This is a genomic window from Aeromonas genomosp. paramedia (assembly GCF_023093515.1).
In the GTDB taxonomy this organism is placed as follows: domain Bacteria; phylum Pseudomonadota; class Gammaproteobacteria; order Enterobacterales; family Aeromonadaceae; genus Aeromonas.
Genome location: NZ_JAAROG010000025.1, coordinates 147,791 through 166,190 on the forward strand (window position 1 = coordinate 147,791; position 18,400 = coordinate 166,190).

The 18,400-nt window shown below is 64.9% G+C and carries 16 protein-coding genes; 6 read left to right on the forward strand and 10 right to left on the reverse strand.

Going from position 1 to position 18,400, the window contains the following annotated elements; translation table 11 throughout:
- Window positions 1-70 precede the first annotated feature (70 nt).
- Both HB860_RS18530 and HB860_RS18535 read right to left on the reverse strand, forming a co-directional pair.
- Window positions 71-604, reverse strand: coding sequence for an ATP--cob(I)alamin adenosyltransferase (locus HB860_RS18530; RefSeq protein ID WP_247627565.1), 534 nt, complete (start codon window positions 602-604; stop codon window positions 71-73).
- Window positions 605-689: 85 nt separating this feature from the next.
- A complete protein-coding gene (locus HB860_RS18535) occupies window positions 690-1,826 on the reverse strand; it encodes a DUF5610 domain-containing protein (protein ID WP_247627604.1) in 1,137 nt (378 codons plus the stop codon).
- Between the two features lie 169 nt (window positions 1,827-1,995).
- Between HB860_RS18535 and trmA the strand changes: the two genes are divergently transcribed.
- From trmA to HB860_RS18555, 4 genes are all read left to right on the forward strand, one after another.
- A complete protein-coding gene (gene trmA, locus HB860_RS18540) occupies window positions 1,996-3,102 on the forward strand; it encodes a tRNA (uridine(54)-C5)-methyltransferase TrmA (RefSeq protein ID WP_247627566.1) in 1,107 nt (368 codons plus the stop codon).
- 221 nt (window positions 3,103-3,323) lie between these two features.
- Window positions 3,324-4,031 carry a two-component system response regulator RstA gene (gene rstA, locus HB860_RS18545; protein WP_247627567.1) on the forward strand — a complete coding sequence of 236 codons (708 nt, stop codon included), beginning with the start codon at window positions 3,324-3,326 and terminating at the stop codon, window positions 4,029-4,031.
- A gap of 108 nt (window positions 4,032-4,139) precedes the next feature.
- Entirely contained in the window at window positions 4,140-5,465 is a 1,326-nt protein-coding gene (gene rstB / locus HB860_RS18550) for a two-component system sensor histidine kinase RstB (protein WP_247627568.1), read from the forward strand.
- A 54-nt stretch (window positions 5,466-5,519) separates the two neighbouring features.
- Window positions 5,520-5,699: a hypothetical protein gene (locus tag HB860_RS18555; RefSeq protein WP_247627569.1), complete on the forward strand. Its 180-nt coding sequence runs from the start codon at window positions 5,520-5,522 to the stop codon at window positions 5,697-5,699.
- A gap of 66 nt (window positions 5,700-5,765) precedes the next feature.
- Here the strand turns inward: HB860_RS18555 and HB860_RS18560 are convergent, their stop codons facing one another.
- The 3 genes from HB860_RS18560 to rpmE all read right to left on the reverse strand — a co-directional run bounded on the left by HB860_RS18560 (window position 5,766) and on the right by rpmE (window position 8,975).
- Complete coding sequence (locus HB860_RS18560) at window positions 5,766-7,022, reverse strand: malic enzyme-like NAD(P)-binding protein (RefSeq protein WP_163137477.1); 1,257 nt, start codon at window positions 7,020-7,022, stop codon at window positions 5,766-5,768.
- A 178-nt stretch (window positions 7,023-7,200) separates the two neighbouring features.
- Complete coding sequence (locus HB860_RS18565; RefSeq protein ID WP_163137476.1) at window positions 7,201-8,634, reverse strand: DUF2867 domain-containing protein; 1,434 nt, start codon at window positions 8,632-8,634, stop codon at window positions 7,201-7,203.
- A 125-nt stretch (window positions 8,635-8,759) separates the two neighbouring features.
- Window positions 8,760-8,975 carry a 50S ribosomal protein L31 gene (rpmE, locus tag HB860_RS18570; RefSeq protein ID WP_025328741.1) on the reverse strand — a complete coding sequence of 72 codons (216 nt, stop codon included), beginning with the start codon at window positions 8,973-8,975 and terminating at the stop codon, window positions 8,760-8,762.
- A gap of 147 nt (window positions 8,976-9,122) precedes the next feature.
- On the opposite strand from rpmE, the gene priA reads away from it, so the two are divergent.
- On the forward strand, window positions 9,123-11,330 hold the full coding sequence (priA, locus tag HB860_RS18575) for a primosomal protein N' (RefSeq protein ID WP_247627570.1): 2,208 nt from the start codon (window positions 9,123-9,125) through the stop codon (window positions 11,328-11,330).
- Here the strand turns inward: priA and HB860_RS18580 are convergent.
- Window positions 11,327-11,866: a TetR/AcrR family transcriptional regulator gene (locus tag HB860_RS18580; protein ID WP_247627571.1), complete on the reverse strand. Its 540-nt coding sequence runs from the start codon at window positions 11,864-11,866 to the stop codon at window positions 11,327-11,329. The two genes, priA and HB860_RS18580, sit on opposite strands and share 4 nt — an antisense overlap.
- A gap of 94 nt (window positions 11,867-11,960) precedes the next feature.
- On the opposite strand from HB860_RS18580, the gene HB860_RS18585 reads away from it, so the two are divergent.
- Window positions 11,961-12,413, forward strand: coding sequence for an HPP family protein (locus tag HB860_RS18585; protein ID WP_247627572.1), 453 nt, complete (start codon window positions 11,961-11,963; stop codon window positions 12,411-12,413).
- A 53-nt stretch (window positions 12,414-12,466) separates the two neighbouring features.
- Here the strand turns inward: HB860_RS18585 and ompA are convergent, their stop codons facing one another.
- The 4 genes from ompA to HB860_RS18605 form a co-directional block, all read right to left on the reverse strand.
- A complete protein-coding gene (ompA, locus tag HB860_RS18590; RefSeq protein ID WP_247627573.1) occupies window positions 12,467-13,594 on the reverse strand; it encodes a porin OmpA in 1,128 nt (375 codons plus the stop codon).
- A gap of 235 nt (window positions 13,595-13,829) precedes the next feature.
- On the reverse strand, window positions 13,830-15,362 hold the full coding sequence (gene ilvA, locus HB860_RS18595) for a threonine ammonia-lyase, biosynthetic (RefSeq protein WP_247627574.1): 1,533 nt from the start codon (window positions 15,360-15,362) through the stop codon (window positions 13,830-13,832).
- 101 nt (window positions 15,363-15,463) lie between these two features.
- Window positions 15,464-17,305 (reverse strand): dihydroxy-acid dehydratase, encoded by a 1,842-nt coding sequence (ilvD, locus tag HB860_RS18600; protein ID WP_247627575.1) that lies wholly within the window; start codon window positions 17,303-17,305, stop codon window positions 15,464-15,466.
- A 146-nt stretch (window positions 17,306-17,451) separates the two neighbouring features.
- Window positions 17,452-18,396: a branched-chain amino acid transaminase gene (locus HB860_RS18605; RefSeq protein ID WP_247627576.1), complete on the reverse strand. Its 945-nt coding sequence runs from the start codon at window positions 18,394-18,396 to the stop codon at window positions 17,452-17,454.
- Window positions 18,397-18,400: the final 4 nt, after the last annotated feature.

Here is an 18,400-nt window from a genome sequence, read left to right on the forward strand (position 1 = left end):
CGGAAAAGCAAAACCGGAGCCCAAGGCTCCGGTTTTTCTTTATGTCCCTTCGGCCAGCCTTGTGGCAACCTCAGTAGTTGATGCTGACGTAGGGCACTTCGGGCACGTCCCAGGCCTGCTTGAGATAGACGGTGAGTACGAAGAAGAAGTTCGCCAGCAGGTTGGCGAAGCGGTAGAGGATGGGGTCGAAGCGCACGCCGCTCTCTTCGAGGCGCACCAGCAGGCGCACCACCTTCTTGCTGCCGCAGCGGCACAGGTGCAGGGTGGGAATGGGCTGGGGTCCCTGGGGCAGCACGAAGCCGGTGACCCGGCCGCGGCTCGCCTCGTTGTAGTGATCGTAACGCCCCTTCAGCCAGTCCAGATCCTCCTCGAAGATCCCGAGCTTGCCGCGCACCGAGCCGTTGAGGTTGTAGATGAGCCGCTGCAAGATCGCCAGATCCGCCAGCATGGGCTGGGTGTCTGCATCCGGCACCAGGTGGGACAGCACGGCCCCCACCTTGCAGCAGAGCTCGTCGGTGGCGATCTCGTAGTCGCACTGGAACTGGGTCTCGAAGATGAAGGGGTAGCAGAGCTCGCGCTTGTCTCTTGGCTTCTTGGGGTTCATGGCATCGTCTGGCTGGAGAAAAGGGCAGTGTGCCAGCCCCGGCCCGGGGTGGCAAACACCGCATCAGAGGGGCGACGAACCGGAATCAGCTCGTCGCCATCTGCTGGCCGAGCAGCCTCATGGCCTCCAGCATCCGCTGGTTGAAGCCCATGAAACCGGCGCCCTCGGCCGCCTCGCTCTGGCCTCGCGCCGCCAGCACCGCAGGGGTCAACCCCTGCTGCTGGGCAGGCGGCAACAGGGCATCGGCCTGCTGCTGCAGCCGACTCAGCTTCGGCAGGTAGTCCGCCAGCGGCTTGAGCCCCTCCTGCAGCGAATGGGCCCCCTGATAGGTCTGGCTCAAGCGGGCCGACTGCTTGAGCTTGAGGGAATAGGAGGCCAGCTGGCTATCGTCCAGTTGCAACCCATCCAGCCTGTCAGCCAGGGTCTTGCCCTCCCCGCCCCCGAAGAACTGGCCGGCCAGCTCGTCCAGCCCCTTGACCAGCTTGCCGATGGCGTCCATCTCGCCACTGTCGAGATCCCCCTCCAGGGAGAAGTCGAAACTCTGGCTCGACTTGAGGCTGAACTGGTTGCCGCTCCCGTCGCTTCGGGACTTGAACTGCCAGCTGTCGCTGAAGCGCAGCATTACCTTGTCCCCGTCCCGGGTCTCTATCTCGAGGAAGGCCTGCTGCCGGCTGGCCATCTTGGCCGCCCCGAGATCCGTGGTCGAGACCTCGCCAAAGAACTCTTGCTCGAAGGACTCCAGTCCCTCCTGGATCAGCTTGTAGCTCTGATCCATGCCGGTCTTGATGTCCTCGTTGTCCGCCCAGTCCCCGAGCTGCTTTCTGGCGTCGCCGAAGCCCATATCCACCCCCTTGCGGGCCTGCTCCATCATCTTGGCCAGATCCTCATCCGACTTGCCGTCGGCACGGGCCGCCCCCAGCCGTCCGGTGACGAACTGCAGCACGTTGTCCGCCACGGCCTCGTAATCGAACAGCGTCTCTGGAGTGATAGCCTCCGGCGGGCTCAGCTTGAACTCCTGACTCCTGGGGGCCTGATAGTGCTGGCCATTGATCTCCAGCGCGAATTGCAGCGCCTGCTGGATCAGCACCTGGGCCCACTTCGGGGGCTTGTTCAGGGAGACCTCCTCCCCGCTGTCTGCCGGTTTCGACTCTGCCTGTTGAGGCGATTTGGGAGCAATGCCCACTCCCTTGGGTTGGGCTACGCCCATGCCATCGATCTGCATCATCACTCTCCCGCCATAGTGGTGGATCGGTTATCGGCCCGACTGACCACTTCTTGACCACAAAAAACTTGGACAATCCGCAACGGCCTTTTAAAATCCCCACCCTTTGGTTGGCTGCGGCCTTCCCCCGGTTTCTGCCCGGCCCTGCCGGTGTGCATCTGAGGTATCTATGACCCAATCCCAGCGGACCCCCGCCGACTACCAGGCCCAGCTCGACGAGAAGCGCGATCGCCTCACCCAGCTGTTCGCAGACTTCAACCCGCCCGCGCTTGAGGTCCATGCCTCCCCCGCCGAACACTACCGGATGCGTGCCGAGTTCCGCATCTGGCACGAGGGGGATGACCTCTTCCACTGCATGTATGCCCAGGCCACCAAGGAGATCATCCGGGTCGACAGCTTCCCCACCGCCAGCCTGCTCATCAACCGGCTGATGCCGGTGCTGCTGGCAGGGCTGCGCCCGCACCCTATGCTGCGCCGCAAGCTGTTCCAGATAGACTACCTCTCCACCCAGTCCGGCCAGCTCTGCGTCAGCCTGCTCTATCACCGCAAGCTGGAGAGCGAGTGGCAGCAGGCCGCAGAGGCCCTGCAGGCCGACCTGCGGGCCCAGGGGTTCGATCTGCAACTGATTGGCCGCGCCCACAAGCAAAAGATCTGCCTGGGGGAGGAGTTCGTCATCGAGCGGTTGACGGTGCAAGGCCGCGAGCTGGTCTACAAGCAGGTGGAGAACAGCTTCACCCAGCCCAATGCCGCCATCAACGAGCAGATGCTGGGCTGGGCCCTGGATGTGACCCGCGGCAGCGAGGGTGACCTGCTGGAGCTCTACTGCGGCAACGGCAACTTCTCCATCGCCCTGGCCCAGAACTTCCGCAAGGTGCTGGCCACCGAGATCGCCAAGCCGAGCGTGGACTCCGCCCAGTTCAACATCGCCGCCAACGGGGTGGACAACCTGATCATACTGCGCATGTCGGCGGAGGAGTTCACCATGGCGATGCGCGGCGAGCGGGAGTTCAACCGCCTCAAGGGGGTCGATCTCGGCGCTTACCAGTGCAACACCATCTTCGTCGACCCGCCCCGGGCCGGTCTCGACGACGCCACAGTCCGGCTGGTGCAGGAGTACGACAACATCCTCTACATCTCCTGCAACCCCGAGACCCTGCAGGCCAACATGGCAGTGCTGGGCGAGACCCACGAGATCGCCCGCTTCGCCCTGTTCGACCAGTTCCCCTGGACCCACCATATGGAAGCCGGTGTCTATCTGCGCCGCAAGGCGGGCTGATTCGAACCGCCTCCCCCCGGCCCGCCACATGGAAACCGGGGGTATCTACGCCACAAGGCGGACCAAACTCTCCTCCTCACCCCCACCCTTCTCCCGCCAGGGGAGAAGGGTGCAAAGGGCCCGCGGGCCCTGTTTTGATTAGTTATCCCGGTGCAGAGCGCTGGCGCAGCCGTTATGCTGGCGACACGCGCATTCGCGCCATAGCCGGGGGCCACGCCGCCATGCCACGCGTTCTGTTTGTTGAAGATGATCCCGACATAGGCCAGCTCATCAGCAGCTGGCTCGGCCGCCACGACATAGAGGTGCTGCTGGAGACCCGGGGCGATCTCGCGCTGGCCAGGGTCGAGGCCGAACAGCCCGATCTGGTGCTGCTCGACATCATGCTGCCGGGGCAGGACGGCCTCTCCCTGTGCCGGGATCTGCGCCCACGCTTTGCCGGCCCCATCGTCATGCTTACTTCCCTCGACAGCGACATGAACCAGATCCTCAGCCTGGAGCTCGGGGCCAACGACTACATCCTCAAGACCACGCCGCCCCCCGTGCTGCTGGCCCGGCTGCGGGTCCAGTTCCGCCAGCAGGGGCAGGCGCCGCAACCGGCCGCCCTCAGCGCGCCGCCCCAGCGCCTGCAGTTCGGTCGCCTGCGGATCGACGGCCCGAGTCGGGACGTGCGCCTCGACGGCAACAGCGTGCCCCTCTCCACCGCCGATTTCGATCTCTTGTGGGAGCTGGCCTGCCACGCCGGTCAGATCCTGGGGCGGGAGGCCCTGTTTCGCAGCCTGCGTGGCCGCGACTACGACGGCCAGGATCGCAGCATGGACGTGGCCATCTCCCGCCTGCGCCGCCGGCTCGGGGATGACAGCACCAACCCGACCCGGATCAAGACGGTGCGCCAGAAGGGCTATCTGCTGGTGCCCCAGGCCTGGGAATAAGCAATTACCGAATGACCTTGATGCTCTCTGCCACCTTCTCCCCTTGCGGGAGAAGGGTTGGGGATGAGGGGGGCGCCCAGACGCAATCCAGGCAAGAGGAGAGCCCCCATGCGCCGCCTGTTTATCCAGTTCTACCTGCTGCTGATCGGCTGCTTCGGCCTCGCCATCCTGCTCATCGGCCTGGTCTATCAGGTCAGTGCCGAGCGGGCGGGGGACCGCTATCTCGAGCACATGATGCAGGGCTCCCTGGGGCTGCTCACCGGCGAGCTGGCCCGGCTGCCACCCGCACGCTGGCCCGCCCGCGTGGGGGAGCAGAGCCAGCAGCTCAACCTGCCGCTGCAACTCGGCGCCCTCGCCAACCAGCCGCTGGCCAGGGAGGATCAGGCCTTCCTCGAGGCGGGCAACATCGTCATCGTCGAGGAGGATGACACCTTCCTGCAGCGCATCCCGGGCACCGACCAGGTGCTGATCGTCGGCCCCGTCCCCTATCTCTCCTACCTGCACGAGCTGCACTGGGTGGACGTGGGCCTGCTGCTGCTCATCGGCCTCTCCCTCGGCCTGCCCATTCTGCTCTGGCTGCGCCCCCACTGGCACGGCCTGCAACGGCTCGAACAAACGGCCCGCCGGGTCGGTGACGGGGATCTCTCCTGCCGCACCGGCCTGCCCCCCGGCAGCAGCCTGGGCCGGGTCGGTCGCACCTTCGATCAGATGGCCGAGCAGTTGCAGGCCATGCTGGCCAGCCGCAAGCAGCTGACCGACGCCATCGCCCACGAGCTGCGCACCCCCCTGGTGCGGCTGCGCTACCGACTCGCCATGCTGGCCGAGCCCCCCTCGGCCGAGGAGCAGCAGGGGCTGGAGCGGGATCTCGGCGCGCTGGACGCCCTCATCGAGGAGATGCTCACCTACGCCAGGCTGGATCGCCCCGAGCTGCCGCTGCAGTGCAGCGATCTCGAGCTGGGCTGCTGGGCCGGGGAGCGGCTCCCTGACTGGCAGGCGCTGCGCCCGGACAGACGACTCGCCCTCCAGCTTCCCGCCCATCCCCTGCCCTGGCGCGGCGACATCCGCCTGCTGGACAGGGCGCTGGAGAACCTCATCGGCAACGCCCTGCGCCATGCCGCCAGCCGGGTGAGCCTCGCCATGAGTCGGCAGCAGGATCACTATCTGCTGGAGGTGGCCGACGACGGCCCCGGCATAGATCCGGCGCTGGCGCCCCAGATCTTCGAGCCCTTCGTGCGGCTGGATCAGAGCCGGGACAGGCGCACCGGCGGCACGGGCTTAGGCCTCGCCATAGTGCGCAGCATAGCGCGCCACCACGGCGGCGAGGTGCAGTTGCTGCCCGCCGAGACGGGGGCCCGCTTCTGCCTCAGGCTGCCCGTACATTTGGATACAAACCGTCACCAGCCACTCACTGAACCTCAGGCCCGGCAGTCCTAGGATGACGTCATGGAGAGCCGCTCCATGTCATCAAACCGAACGAGGAACTGGAATATGAAAAAGCTGATCCCCCTGAGCCTGGCTGCTGTCTTCGCCCTGACCTCCGGCTTCACCATGGCTGCCACCCCGACCAAGGCTGCCGCACCCCAGGCCACCCAGACCAAGGTGGTGAAAAAGCATCGCAAGGCGACCCATGCCGCACCGGCCGTGAAAGTGGCCCCCAAGACCAAGTAACAGGCGCACAAGCTCCCAATGAAAAGGGGCCCCATCATGGGGCCCCTTTTGTCGTGCTCAGTCGGCTCAATCTTGCATGTAATCTGCCGGCAGCGCGATGCGCGCCACGCCGGAGGCTACCGCTGCCAGCGCCACGGCGCGGGCCACACGGGGCAGCAGACGGGCATCCATCGGCTTGGGAATGACGTACTCCTTGCCGAAGGTGAGCGCACTCACCCCGGCGGCGGTCAGCACCTCGGCCGGTACGGGTTCTTTCACCAGGCCACGAATGGCCTCCACCGCCGCCACCTTCATGGCATCGTTGATGCGACTGGCGCGCGCGTCCAGGGCGCCGCGGAAGATGAAGGGGAAGCAGATGACGTTGTTGATCTGGTTCGGATAGTCGGAACGACCCGTGCCCATGATGAGATCGCTGCGCACCGAGTGGGCCAGGGCGGGCTTGATCTCGGGATCCGGGTTGGAGCAGGCGAAGATCACCGGATTGGGGGCCATCAGGGCCACCGCCTCGGCGGGCAGCACGTCCGGACCGGAGACACCGACAAACACGTCCGCCCCGTCGATGACATCCATCAGGGTGCGCAGGGGCGTGTCGTTGGCGAAGCGCTGCTTGTACTGGTTCAGATCGGTGCGACCGCTGTGGATCACCCCCTGACGGTCCAGCATGAAGATATTCTGTGGCGCAGCGCCGCACTTGATCAGCAGATCCATGCAGGCGGTGGCGGCGGCACCGGCCCCCATGCAGACGATACGGCTCTGCTCGATGCGCTTGCCCTGCACTTCCAGCGCATTGAGCAGGCCGGCGGCGGTGACGATGGCGGTGCCGTGCTGATCATCGTGGAATACAGGAATGTCGCAGCGCTCGATCAGCGCCTGCTCTATCTCGAAGCACTCTGGAGCCTTGATGTCTTCCAGGTTGATGCCGCCGAAGGTGTCGGCGATGGCGGCGACAGTGTCGATGAACTGCTGGCTGGTCTCGTGCTTCACCTCGATGTCGATGGCGTCGATGCCGGCGAAGCGCTTGAACAGCAGGGCCTTGCCCTCCATCACCGGCTTGGAGGCCAGCGGCCCCAGATTGCCCAGCCCCAGGATGGCGGTGCCGTTGGAGATGACGGCCACCAGGTTGCCCTTGCCGGTGTAGCGGTAGGCATCGGCCGGGTTGGCGGCGATCTCGCGCACCGGCTCGGCGACGCCAGGGCTGTAGGCCAGGGCCAGATCCCGCGCGGTCTCGGCGGGCTTGGTGAGGGCTATGGCTATCTTGCCGGGAATGGGCTGGGCGTGGTAATCGAGCGCTTGTTGACGAAGATCGTGACGCAGATCGGACATGGGGGACCCCGATACGGAAGTGAATGAGTGGTGCATTGGCTCGCCAGTGGCGAGGGCTGGGGATCATAAAGAAAACCCGCCCCCTTTCACAGCAGAAAATATCGCCAAGTCGCACTGACAGCCAACTCAGCAGCATCTCCTGCCGTCCACAAATACCTATTTAGTTATAGATTCGATTTCAGTCCATCACGGGAATACCGGCCCTCGCCTCCGCCTGGCGGGCGATGGCCTCCGTCATCCCCTGGAAGATGAAGAGGTGGAAGGGCAGCATGGCGAGCCAGTAGGCCAGGCCCCAGGCCCCCTGGGGGTGCCAGTGGGCGGTCACCCGCAGCCGGGTCAGGCCGGACTCCTGGGGCTGGATGTTGAACTCCAGCCGCCCGACGCCGGGGGCCTTCATGTTGAACAGCAGATCCAGCCTGCGTCCCTCGTCCACCCCGAGGATCTGCCAGGAGTCCAGCATGTCCCCCTTCACGAAGCGATCCGGATTGGTACGACCCCGGGTGAGCGCCGGGCCCCCTATCAGGTGATCCATCCATTCTCGTACCACCCACAGCTCGTTCATGTAGAAGTAGCGCTGCTCGCCCCCCAGCTGCTGCAGCACCTGCCACACCACCTCGGGGGAGGCGAGGCACTCGGCCTCCCCGCTGGCGGTGCGATCGTAGAAACCGTACTCGGGATGGCGCCAGCGCAGGCCAAGCGGCGTCTCCTCCCCCTGCTGCTCGGCGCCGAGCTTCTGCTCCAGCGCCAGGCTCTCCGTCAGCGCCTCGTCGAAGCTGAGCAGGTGCTGGGGCAGCAGGGCCCGCAGTGGGCCATCGTCGGCCGGAATGTCGTGCTTGAGGCCGCCCACCAGCGCCTTGGCGATGGGTTGGGGCACAGAGGTGGCAAACTGCAGCCACCAGGCGGAGAGCCGGGGGCTCAGGAAGGGGATGGGAATGATGGGGCAGCGCTTGCCGATGTGGGCGGCAAACCTCTGCAACTGCTGCTGATAGCTGAGCAGCTCGGGGCCGGCCGCGTTGAAGATGCGGCCATCCACCCCTTGCGCCTCCACCAGGCCGCCCAGATAGTGCAGCAGGTTGGAGAGGGCTATGGGGGGCGTGCGGGAGCGCACCCACTTGGGCGTCACCATCATGGGCAGGTTGAACACCAGATCCCGCATCACCTCGAAAGCGGCGGAGCCGGGCCCTATGATGATGCCGGCCCGCAGCTCCACCGTTGGCACGCCCGCTTCCCGAAACAGCTCACCGCAGTGACGACGGGAGTTGAGGTGGCGGCTGTTGCAGGGGATCGGTTGTATGGCCCCCAGATAGACGATGCGGCGCACCCCGGCGGCGCGGGCGGCGGCGGCGAAGTTCTTCACCCCCTGCTGTTCCAGCCGGTGAAAACCGGCGCCTGCCCCCATGGCGTGCACCAGATAGAAAACGGTATCCACCCCGGCAAGGGCCGGCAGCAGGGTGATGGGCTTGAGGCTGTCGGCGAGACGAAACTCCACCCCCTCCGGCAGGCGGCAGGGGCGGCGGGCCCCGGCGATGACCCTGTAGCCCAACCCTTGCAGGTGGGGTACCAGATAGGAACCTATGTAACCCGCCGCACCCATCACCAGACAGTTTCGCATTCCAACACTCCTTGCCATCCCCCATGGACTCGCACCACCATAGGGCAAAGCGGGGCAATACAGAATGCCAGCCAGTAAAAAAGGCGCCCGATGGGCGCCTTTTTCAGAATTCTTCAGAAGTAAGATTACTTCTTGGCAGTCAGACCACCGAAACGCTTGTTGAACTTGTCTACGCGGCCGCCGCTAGAAACTTCTTTCTGCTTGCCGGTATAGAACGGGTGGCATGCGGAGCACACGTCCAGGTTCAGATCTTTACCCAGGGTAGAGAAGGTATTGATGACGTTACCGCAAGAGCACTTGCAGGTGATGGCTACGTACTCAGGATGGATACCAGCTTTCATGGACAACCTCGATTATCAGGCCGTGTCGCCATCCGATCTCTTGTCGGACACCACACGATTGTTGAACACAGTTTCAAAGGCTGCGAATAATATAGGAAATGCCTGAGTTCAGGCAAGTGGCTTCGCAGAAAAAATAGGCAACCCTTGGTGGATTCATCGCAAACGCTTGATCTGGTTCGTGTCGCTGTCCCGGTACCGTTACGCCGTCACTTCGACTATCTCTCCCCTTTGCCCCTGCCTGAGCCCGGTTGCCGGGTCGAGATCCCTTTCGGCCCCCAGACCCTGGTCGGTCTGGTGGTGGATCACCCGACCGAGAGTCAGGTGCCCCGCGCCAAGTTAAAGCCCTTGAAGCGGGTGCTCGACACGGCCCCTGTGCTGGGGCCCGACATACTGGCGCTGATGGCCTGGAGCGCCGGCTACTACCAGCATCCCCTGGGTGAGGTGCTGCCTCACGCCCTGCCTGTGCTGGTGCGCAAGGGGGAGCCCGCCGCCTACCGGGAGCTGGAGTTCTGGTTTGCCACCGAAGCCGGGATGGCAATCGATCTCAACGAGCTCAAGCGGGCCGCCAAGCAGCAGCAGGCCCTCGCCCTGCTGCGCAAGGGCCCCCAGACGCCGTCTGCGCTCAAGCAGGAGGAGATTCAGAGCGCTGCTCTCACAGCGCTGGAGAAGAAGGGCTTGCTGGAGAAGCGCAGCCTGGAGCCGAGCCACGACGGCGACTGGGCAACCCATTTTGACGCCGGTGAGGGGCTGCGCCTCAACGGCGAGCAGGCATTGGCGGTGGCTGCCGTCACCAGCCAGAGCGACAAGTTCGGCGCCTTCCTGCTGGACGGCATCACGGGATCCGGCAAGACAGAGGTGTACCTGAGCATACTCGAGCCCCTGCTCCGTGCGGGCAAGCAGGCGCTGGTGATGGTGCCGGAGATAGGCCTCACCCCCCAGACCATCAACCGCTTCCGCCGCCGCTTCAAGGTGCCCGTGGTGGCGATGAACTCCGCCATGAACGACAGGGAGCGGCTCGATGCCTGGCTCGCCTGCCGCGACGGCGGCGCCGCCATCCTGATCGGCACCCGCTCCGCGGTCTTCACCCCGTTCAAGAACCTCGGCATCATCATCATCGACGAGGAGCACGACGGCTCCTTCAAGCAGCAGGACGGTTTTCGCTACCACGCGCGGGATCTGGCGGTGATGCGGGCCCATCGCGCCGGCATCCCAATCCTGCTCGGCTCGGCCACCCCGTCGCTGGAGACGCTGCACAACGCCCGCACCGGCAAGTACCACCACCTCAGCCTGACGCGGCGCGCCGGCAACGCCCAGACCGCCCGCCAGGTGATCCTGGACATCAAGAGCGTGCGGCTGCAGGCCGGGCTCTCTCCCCAGCTGGAGCAGCTGATGGCGGAGCACCTGATGGCCGGCAACCAGGTGATGCTGTTCCTCAACCGGCGCGGCTATGCCCCCTCGCTTATCTGCCACCAGTGTGGCTGGAGCGCCGCCTGCGAACGCTGTGACGCCTGGTACACCTGGCATCAGGCCGGGCGTCGGCTGCACTGCCACCACTGCGACAGCGTGCGCCCGCTGCCTCATAGCTGTCCGGAGTGCGGCAGCAATGAGTTGATCGGCTCGGGAGTGGGCACCGAGCAACTGGAGCAGCTGCTCACCACTGTTTTCCCTCAATACCCTGTGGTGCGCATCGATCGGGACAACACCCGCCGCAAGGGGGAGCTGGAGACCCACCTCGGCGACATCAAGGCGGGCAAGTACAAGATCCTGATCGGCACCCAGATGCTGGCCAAGGGGCACCACTTCCCGGACGTAACCCTGGTGGGTCTGCTGGATGTGGATGGCGCCCTGTTTTCCGCCGATTTTCGCGCCGCCGAGAAGCTGGCCCAGCTCTACACCCAGGTGGCGGGCCGCGCCGGTCGCGCCAGCAAACCCGGGCTGGTGGTGCTGCAGAGCCACCACCCGGAGCACGCCCTGCTGCAGGACCTGACCCAGAACGGTTACGGCCATTTCGCCGATACCGCGCTCAAGGAGCGCCGCCTGCTGGGGTTGCCGCCCTTCAGCTATCAGGGGTTGTTCAGGGCCGAGGCCAACGGCCGGGACGAGGTGCAGCTATTCCTCACCCGCCTCGCCGATACCCTGCGCAGCGCCCGTTATCCCCAGGTGCAGGTGCTCGGGCCCATCAGCGGCTTCATGGAGCGCAAGGCGGGCAAGTTCCGCATGCAGCTGCTGGTACAGGGGCCAAACCGGGCGCCGCTGGCGCAACTGCTGGATTGGGCGGTGAAGGAGCTGGACGGCTGGCCGGAGACCAAGAAGGTGCGCTGGAGCCTGGACATAGACCCCACGGAGTTGAACTAGCGCCCCTCACCCAGCACGGCAGGTGCCATCACCCTGACCTGCTCCAGGGCCATTGGGTGTTGATAACTGTGCGCCATCACCACGGCCCCTTCCAGCAGCAGGCATAGCCCGGTGGCCTGCTCCTCGGTGCATTCGAGGGCATCCCTGACCCAGTTCAGCAGCGCCAGCTTGTGGGCCATAACCAGCTTGCGCACCGGATGGCGCGCATCAGAGAACTCGGCACTGGCATTGATGAAGTTGCAGCCGTAGAAATCGCTGCGACCAAACCAGTCGGCAAAGCCGTCGAGCAGCGCCAGCAACCTGGCCTCCCGCCCCGACACCCCATCCATCCTGGCATCGAGCAGGGCAAAGAACTCCGCATCCCGCGCCATCAACACCGCCTCGATCAAGGCGTCCTTGGTGGGAAAGTGGCGATAAAGGGTGCGTTTGGTGCTGCCCGCCTCGGCCCAGATGCGATCGATGCCAGTGGCGTGAAAGCCATGGCGGTTGAACAGCCGGTAGGCTGTCGCCATCAGTTGTTGACGTTTCTCACTCACACTGATTTCCCTCTTGAAGTACACCGATCTGTCTACCTAATGTCGCAACTGAGATCAAGCAACCCGTCACACATTGAGGAGACAGAAGATGGAGATGAAACAATGGAGACCCGCCTTGCTGGCAGGCGCAGGCGCCAGCATGGCCATAGCCCTGCTCGGCTGGCTGGATCTGAGCTGGCAATTGACCCTGCTGATGGCACCCTTCGGGGCGAGCTGCGTGCTGCTCTTCTCCCTGCCACAAAGTCCGCTGGCCCGTCCGCAGAACGTGCTGGGAGGCCACCTGCTGTCGGCGACCCTGGGCTTGCTGGTGCAGTTGCTGCCCCTGCCCATGGAGCTCAAGCTGGCCCTCGGTGTGGGCCTCTCCGTGGCCATGATGCAGGGTCTGGGGCTGATTCATCCCCCCGCCGGGGCCAATCCACTGCTGGTGTTGCTTACGGCACAATCCTGGCCTTTCCTCTGGCAAACAGTTCTGCCCGGCGCCTTGCTGCTGATCATGGTTAGTCATTGCGCCAAGCGCCTGCAAACGTCACGGCTCACACCCACATAAACAACGAGGGGGCCTGGGCCCCCTCGTTGTGTTTATCCCATGACTGCTCCGGCTTATTCGGCGACCTGTGAGACCCCGGTCAGGCGCACCTCGACCCGGCGATCCGGGGCCAGACAGGCGATCATCTGCGCCTTGGCGCCCTCCGGGCAGCTGCCCCCCGTCACCGGTGACGACTCGCCCTGCCCCTCGGCCCGCACCTTGTCGGCAAACAGCCCCTTGGCAATCAGGTAGTCGGCCACAGTGCGGGCACGCTGCTCCGAGAGGGCCTGGTTGTAGGCATCGGATCCCAGCCGGTCGGTATGACCGATCACCGTCGCCACCCCGTCTTTCGGGTTGGCCGCCAGGATCTGGGCAAACAGGTTGTCGAGGGCCTGGCTCGCGGCCGGTTTCAATGTCGCCTTGTTGAATTCGAACAAGACGTCCGAGTCCAGGCTGAACTGCTTCTCCACCAGCACGGGAGCCGGGGCGGGCGCAGGCTCGGGGGCTGGCGTCGGCGCCACCGGCTCGTCACCGACCTGACCGAAGCGATAGAGCATGCCCACCGACAGCAGGCCGTTGTCCATCTCAATGCCGGATTCATCCAGCGAAGTCTTGCCGAGGGGGGTGGTGTACTGGTATTCGAGGCGCGCGGCCCAATCCCTGTCGATGGCATATTCGATGCCCAATGCCCCCACAAAGGCGGCGCCGTGATACTTGCCCCCACCCGATGCCGAGAGGTTGCTGGTGCCATCGTTGGCCCAGGCACTGATGGAGCTGTCGGTCCAGGCGTAGGCGCCCCCGAGGCGGCCGTAGATATCCAGGGCCTCGGTCGCCGGGAAGCCGATCTTCATGGTGGCCTGGATCATCTGGGCCTTGGCCTCCCCATCCAGTCCTGCCTCCACCCCGTTGCCGCTGAAGCGCTGATCGACCTGATACTTGCCGAGCCAGTCATAGCCGAGCTCGACGGCCACGTTGCGGTTTACCTGATAGCCGGCGAAGGCCCCCAGGCCGAGGTCGCTGTGATCCCGGCCGGGATCAAAGGCATCGAACAGCTCCTTGACCTGCTCGTCGTAATCCACCCCGTAAAAATTGGACCAGCCGGCCTTGCCGCCGACATACCAGGTGTTGTCCTGGGCGGCAGCCTGCACCGTCCCCGTTGCCATCAGAGCGCCGACGAAGACGGCGAGCATAGATCTGTTCATGGATGAGCCCCTGCAATGAATTGTTATGACGCGACTGCGCCTCTCTTCCCTGACGGGGCCCTGAACCCAAGCCCCGCACTCAGATTATCCCATCTGCAACCAGCCTCAAACGACCAGGGACTCAGGAGTGTGATATTGGCGACATTATCGGTAGATGCGCCCCCTGGAGCGCTCATAAAAAAACGAAGAGCCAGGCTCTTCGTTTGCATCTCAAGGCGGGATGGTCAAGCCGCCGTCACTGACTGCCCTGGCTCGCCAGGAACAGGCGGTAGGCGGGATCCTCGCTCACCTCCTTCCAACCGTAGCCAATCTCGTGCAGGTAGTCGTGGAAGGCGGCCACGTCCTCGTCCGGCAGCTCGAAGGCACACAACACCCGGCCATAGTCGGCGCCGTGGTTGCGGTAGTGGAACAGACTGATGTTCCAGCGGCAACCCAGGGTCTCGAGGAAGCGCATCAGGGCACCCGGCTGCTCCGGGAACTTGAAGCTGTAGAGACGCTCACCGAGGGGCCGGGCCGGGCGGCCGCCAATCATGTAGCGCACGTGGTTCTTGGCCAGCTCGCTCTCGGTCATGTTGACCACGGGATAGCCGTTTTCCTCCAGTTGCTGCTGGATCTGGCCGAGCTCCTCGTCACCCCCGGTGAGGCGCACCGAGACGAACAGGGAGGCCTGGGCCGCATCCGCGTAGCGATAGTTGAACTCGGTCACCATGCGGGGCCCAAGCTGACGGCAGAAGTCGAGGAAGGCCCCCTTGCGCTCGGGTATGGTCACCGCCAGCATGCCCTCGCGCTTCTCGCCGATCTCGCAGCGTTCCGACACATAGCGCAGGCTGTGGAAGTTGACGTTGGCGCCGGACAATATGGCCGCCATCCGGCCGCCCTTGACCTGCTCCCGCTCGCTGTAGGCCTTGAGGCCGGCCAAGGACAAGGCGCCCGACGGCTCGGCGATGGCGCGGCAGTCGTCGAAGATGTCTTTCAGCGCCGCGCAGATCTGGTCGTTGGAGACGGTCACCACCTCGTCCAGATACTGGTTGCACAGACGGAAGGTCTCCTCGCCGATGCGCTTGACCGCCACCCCGTCCGCAAACAGGGATACCCGCTCCAGGTTGACCGGCTCGCCGGCCTCCATGGCGGCCTTGAGGCAGGCGGAGCCCTCGGCTTCCACCCCGATCACCTTGACGTCCGGCAGCAGCTGCTTGATGTAGACAGCCACCCCGGCGGCCAGGCCGCCCCCCCCCACAGGCACGAACACGTGGGTGAGGTGGGTGTCCTGCTCCAGCAGCTCCTTGCCTATGGTGCCCTGGCCCGCGATCACCTCGACGTCGTCAAACGGCGGTATCAGGGTATAGCCCTCGGTTTCGGCGAGGCGCCGACTCTCCGCATAGGCCTCGTCGAAGCTGTTGCCAAACAGCAGCACGTTGCCACCCAGGCGGCGCACCGCATCGATCTTGATGTCCGGCGTGGTCTTGGGCATCACTATGATGGCCTTGATGCCGAGCTTGGCCGCCGACAGCGCCACCCCCTGAGCATGGTTGCCTGCCGAGGCCGCCACCACGCCGTGGGACTTCTGCTCGGCGCTCAGGGTGGCGATCTTGTGATAGGCACCCCGCAGCTTGAAGGAGTGCACCGGCTGCAGGTCTTCCCGCTTGAGCGCCACCTGGCTGCCGAGTCGCTCGGAGAGTTTTTTCAGGGTTTGCAGCGGTGTCACCCGCGCCGCCTCATAGACGGGAGAGAGCAACACCTTGCGTAGATAATCCGCCGCAGAGACCATGTCTTACTCCTCCCGCTTGCTGAGGTCGCGTACCGCGCCCTTGTCGGCACAGGAGGAGGCGAGCAGCTCTTTGCATAGATGATTTGTCATTCCTTTCATCATCACTCCTCCAGCTTGCTAAGGTCGCGCACCGCGCCCTTGTCGGCGCTGGTGGCGAGCATGGCATAGGCACGCAGGGCGTAGGAGACCTGGCGCTGACGATTGACCGGCTTCCAACCACGGGCCGAGGCTGCCATGCGGCGAGCGGCCAGCACGCTGTCAGCCACCTCCAGCACCATGCTGCGGGCCGGGATGTCGATATTGATGATGTCCCCATCCTCCACCAGCCCTATGGTGCCGCCGGAGGCCGCCTCGGGAGAGACGTGACCGATGGAGAGGCCAGAGGTGCCGCCGGAGAAGCGACCGTCTGTGATCAGGGCGCAGGCCTTGCCGAGGCCCATGGATTTCAGATAGGTGGTGGGATAGAGCATCTCCTGCATGCCGGGGCCCCCTTTCGGGCCTTCGTAGCGGATCACCACCACCTCGCCTGCCTGCACAGTGCCGTCCAGGATGCCGGCGACCGCCGTGTCCTGGCTCTCGAACACCCGGGCCGGGCCGCGGAAGCAGAGGTTCTCGTCATCCACCCCGGCAGTCTTGACGATGGCACCATCGAGGGCCAGGTTGCCGGAGAGCACCGCCAGTCCCCCTTCCAGGCTGTAGGCGTTGTCCAGAGAGCGGATGCAGCCTTCTGCCCGGTCCAGATCCAGCTCGGGCCAGCGGCAATCCTGGCTGAATGCCTTGGTGGTGCGAATACCGGCCGGGCCGGCGCGGTAGAAGTCGTGCACCGCCTTGTCATCGCAGCGGCTGACGTCGTACTGCTCCAGCAGCTCGTGCAAGCTGGTGCCGAGCACGTTGCGGGTATCCCCGTGTACCAGACCGGCTCTTTCCAGCTGGCCCAGGATGGCGACCACGCCACCGGCGCGGTGCACGTCTTCCATATGGTACTTCTGGGTGGACGGGGCCACCTTGCACAGCTGGGGCACCTTGCGGGACATGCGGTCGATGTCGGCCATGGTGAAGTCCACACCGGCCTCCTGGGCCGCCGCCAGCAGGTGCAGCACCGTATTGGTGGAGCCACCCATGGCGATGTCCAGGGCCATGGCGTTCTCGAACGCCGCCTTGGTGGCAATGTTGCGCGGCAGGGCGCTCTCGTCATCCTGCTGGTAGTAGCGATTGGCCAGAGCGACGATGCGCTGACCCGCCAGCTTGAACAGCTGCTCCCGATCGGCATGGGTCGCCAGCAGGGAGCCGTTGCCCGGCTGGGAGAGACCCAGCGCCTCGGTCAGACAGTTCATGGAGTTGGCGGTGAACATGCCGGAGCAGGAGCCGCAGGTGGGGCAGGCGCTGCGCTCGATCTGATCGCTCTGGGCGTCGGAGACCTTGGGGTCGGCGCCCTGGATCATGGCGTCCACCAGATCCAGCTTGATGATCTGATCGGAGAGCTTGGTCTTGCCCGCCTCCATGGGGCCGCCGGAGACGAAGATCACCGGGATGTTGATGCGCAGGGCGGCCATCAGCATCCCCGGGGTGATCTTGTCGCAGTTGGAGATGCAAACCATGGCGTCGGCGCAGTGGGCGTTGACCATGTACTCCACCGAGTCGGCGATCAGCTCCCGGGACGGCAGGGAATAGAGCATGCCGCCGTGGCCCATGGCGATGCCGTCATCCACGGCGATTGTGTTGAACTCCTTGGCGACGCCGCCGGCGGCCTCTATCTCCCGGGCCACCAGCTGGCCCAGATCCTTGAGGTGCACGTGACCGGGCACGAACTGGGTGAAGGAGTTGACCACGGCAATGATGGGCTTGCCGAAATCCTGATCTGTCATGCCGGTGGCACGCCAGAGGGCGCGGGCCCCGGCCATGTTACGTCCGTGGGTGGTGGTGGCGGATCTCAACTTCGGCATTGTCTCTACTCCCTGAATGCCCCTGGGGCGCATTGTCTTTCAACATGAATGTGTGATTCGCGGATCGGGAATCGATCCTGGTGAAGGCACCACGGGGAGCCTTCACCGGAAGCGACTCGGGGAGGCGTGACGCCTCCCCTCTCTCATCAGTCGTTGACCGGGGTCAGCCAGCCCCACTTGTCCTCGGTCTTGCCGTTGAACAGGCCGAAGAAGGCGTTCTGCAACTGCTCGGTCACCGGGCCACGGCTGCCAGCGCCCACCTGCATCCGATCGACGGAGCGCACCGGGGTCACCTCGGCCGCCGTGCCGGTCATGAAGATCTCGTCCGCCACATAGAGCGCCTCGCGAGGCAGTGCCTGCTCGCGCACCTCATAACCCAGATCGCGGGCCAGCGTCATGATGGTGTCGCGGGTGATGCCGGGCAGGATGGCGGCGGTGGCGGGCGGGGTGAACAGCACGCCGTTCTTCACCAGGAACAGGTTCTCCCCCGCCCCTTCGCTCAGGTAGCCGTTCACGTCCAGCGCCAACCCCTCGGCGAAGCCGTTGCGCTTGGCCTCGCGACTGATCAGCTGGGACGACAGGTAGTTGCCCCCGGCCTTGGCGCCTGTGGGTATGGTGTTGGGCGCAAGCCGGCTCCAGGAGGTGACGCACACATCCACCCCGTTCTTCAGCCCCTCTTCCCCCAGATAGGCGCCCCAGGGCAGGGCTGCGACCATGAGGTCTGCCTTGGCATCCAGCGGCGGGTGCAGCCCCAGCCCCACGTTGCCGACAAAGGCCAGCGGGCGCAGGTAGCCGCTTTTCAGGCCGTTCTCGCGCACCACGGTGCGGCAGGCATCATTCACCTCGGCCTCGCTGTAAGGCACCTCCATCCAGTAAATTTTGGCGGAGTCGAACAGGCGGCGGGTGTGCTCCTGCAGGCGGAAGATGCAGGTCCCCTTGGGGGTGTCGTAGGCGCGTACTCCCTCGAACACCGAGGAGCCGTAGTGCAGGGCGTGGCTCATGACGTGCACCTGGGCATCCTGCCAGGGCACCAGTTTGCCGTTGAACCAGATGTATTGCGGGTGAGTGGCGGATTGGGAAGGCTGTGACATTGGC

What these genes read in the sequence shown, in the direction of transcription:
- HB860_RS18535 (WP_247627604.1), bottom strand. Translation starts at nt 1,826, where the DNA reads ATGCAGATCGATGGCATGGGCGTAGCCCAACCCAAGGGAGTGGGCATT.
- ilvA (WP_247627574.1), bottom strand. Translation starts at nt 15,362, where the DNA reads ATGGTCTCTGCGGCGGATTATCTACGCAAGGTGTTGCTCTCTCCCGTC.
- HB860_RS18530 (WP_247627565.1), bottom strand. Translation starts at nt 604, where the DNA reads ATGAACCCCAAGAAGCCAAGAGACAAGCGCGAGCTCTGCTACCCCTTC.
- trmA (WP_247627566.1), top strand. Translation starts at nt 1,996, where the DNA reads ATGACCCAATCCCAGCGGACCCCCGCCGACTACCAGGCCCAGCTCGAC.
- HB860_RS18605 (WP_247627576.1), bottom strand. Translation starts at nt 18,396, where the DNA reads ATGTCACAGCCTTCCCAATCCGCCACTCACCCGCAATACATCTGGTTC.
- HB860_RS18585 (WP_247627572.1), top strand. Translation starts at nt 11,961, where the DNA reads ATGAAACAATGGAGACCCGCCTTGCTGGCAGGCGCAGGCGCCAGCATG.
- ompA (WP_247627573.1), bottom strand. Translation starts at nt 13,594, where the DNA reads ATGAACAGATCTATGCTCGCCGTCTTCGTCGGCGCTCTGATGGCAACG.
- ilvD (WP_247627575.1), bottom strand. Translation starts at nt 17,305, where the DNA reads ATGCCGAAGTTGAGATCCGCCACCACCACCCACGGACGTAACATGGCC.
- HB860_RS18555 (WP_247627569.1), top strand. Translation starts at nt 5,520, where the DNA reads ATGAAAAAGCTGATCCCCCTGAGCCTGGCTGCTGTCTTCGCCCTGACC.
- HB860_RS18565 (WP_163137476.1), bottom strand. Translation starts at nt 8,634, where the DNA reads ATGCGAAACTGTCTGGTGATGGGTGCGGCGGGTTACATAGGTTCCTAT.
- HB860_RS18560 (WP_163137477.1), bottom strand. Translation starts at nt 7,022, where the DNA reads ATGTCCGATCTGCGTCACGATCTTCGTCAACAAGCGCTCGATTACCAC.
- rstA (WP_247627567.1), top strand. Translation starts at nt 3,324, where the DNA reads ATGCCACGCGTTCTGTTTGTTGAAGATGATCCCGACATAGGCCAGCTC.
- rpmE (WP_025328741.1), bottom strand. Translation starts at nt 8,975, where the DNA reads ATGAAAGCTGGTATCCATCCTGAGTACGTAGCCATCACCTGCAAGTGC.
- rstB (WP_247627568.1), top strand. Translation starts at nt 4,140, where the DNA reads ATGCGCCGCCTGTTTATCCAGTTCTACCTGCTGCTGATCGGCTGCTTC.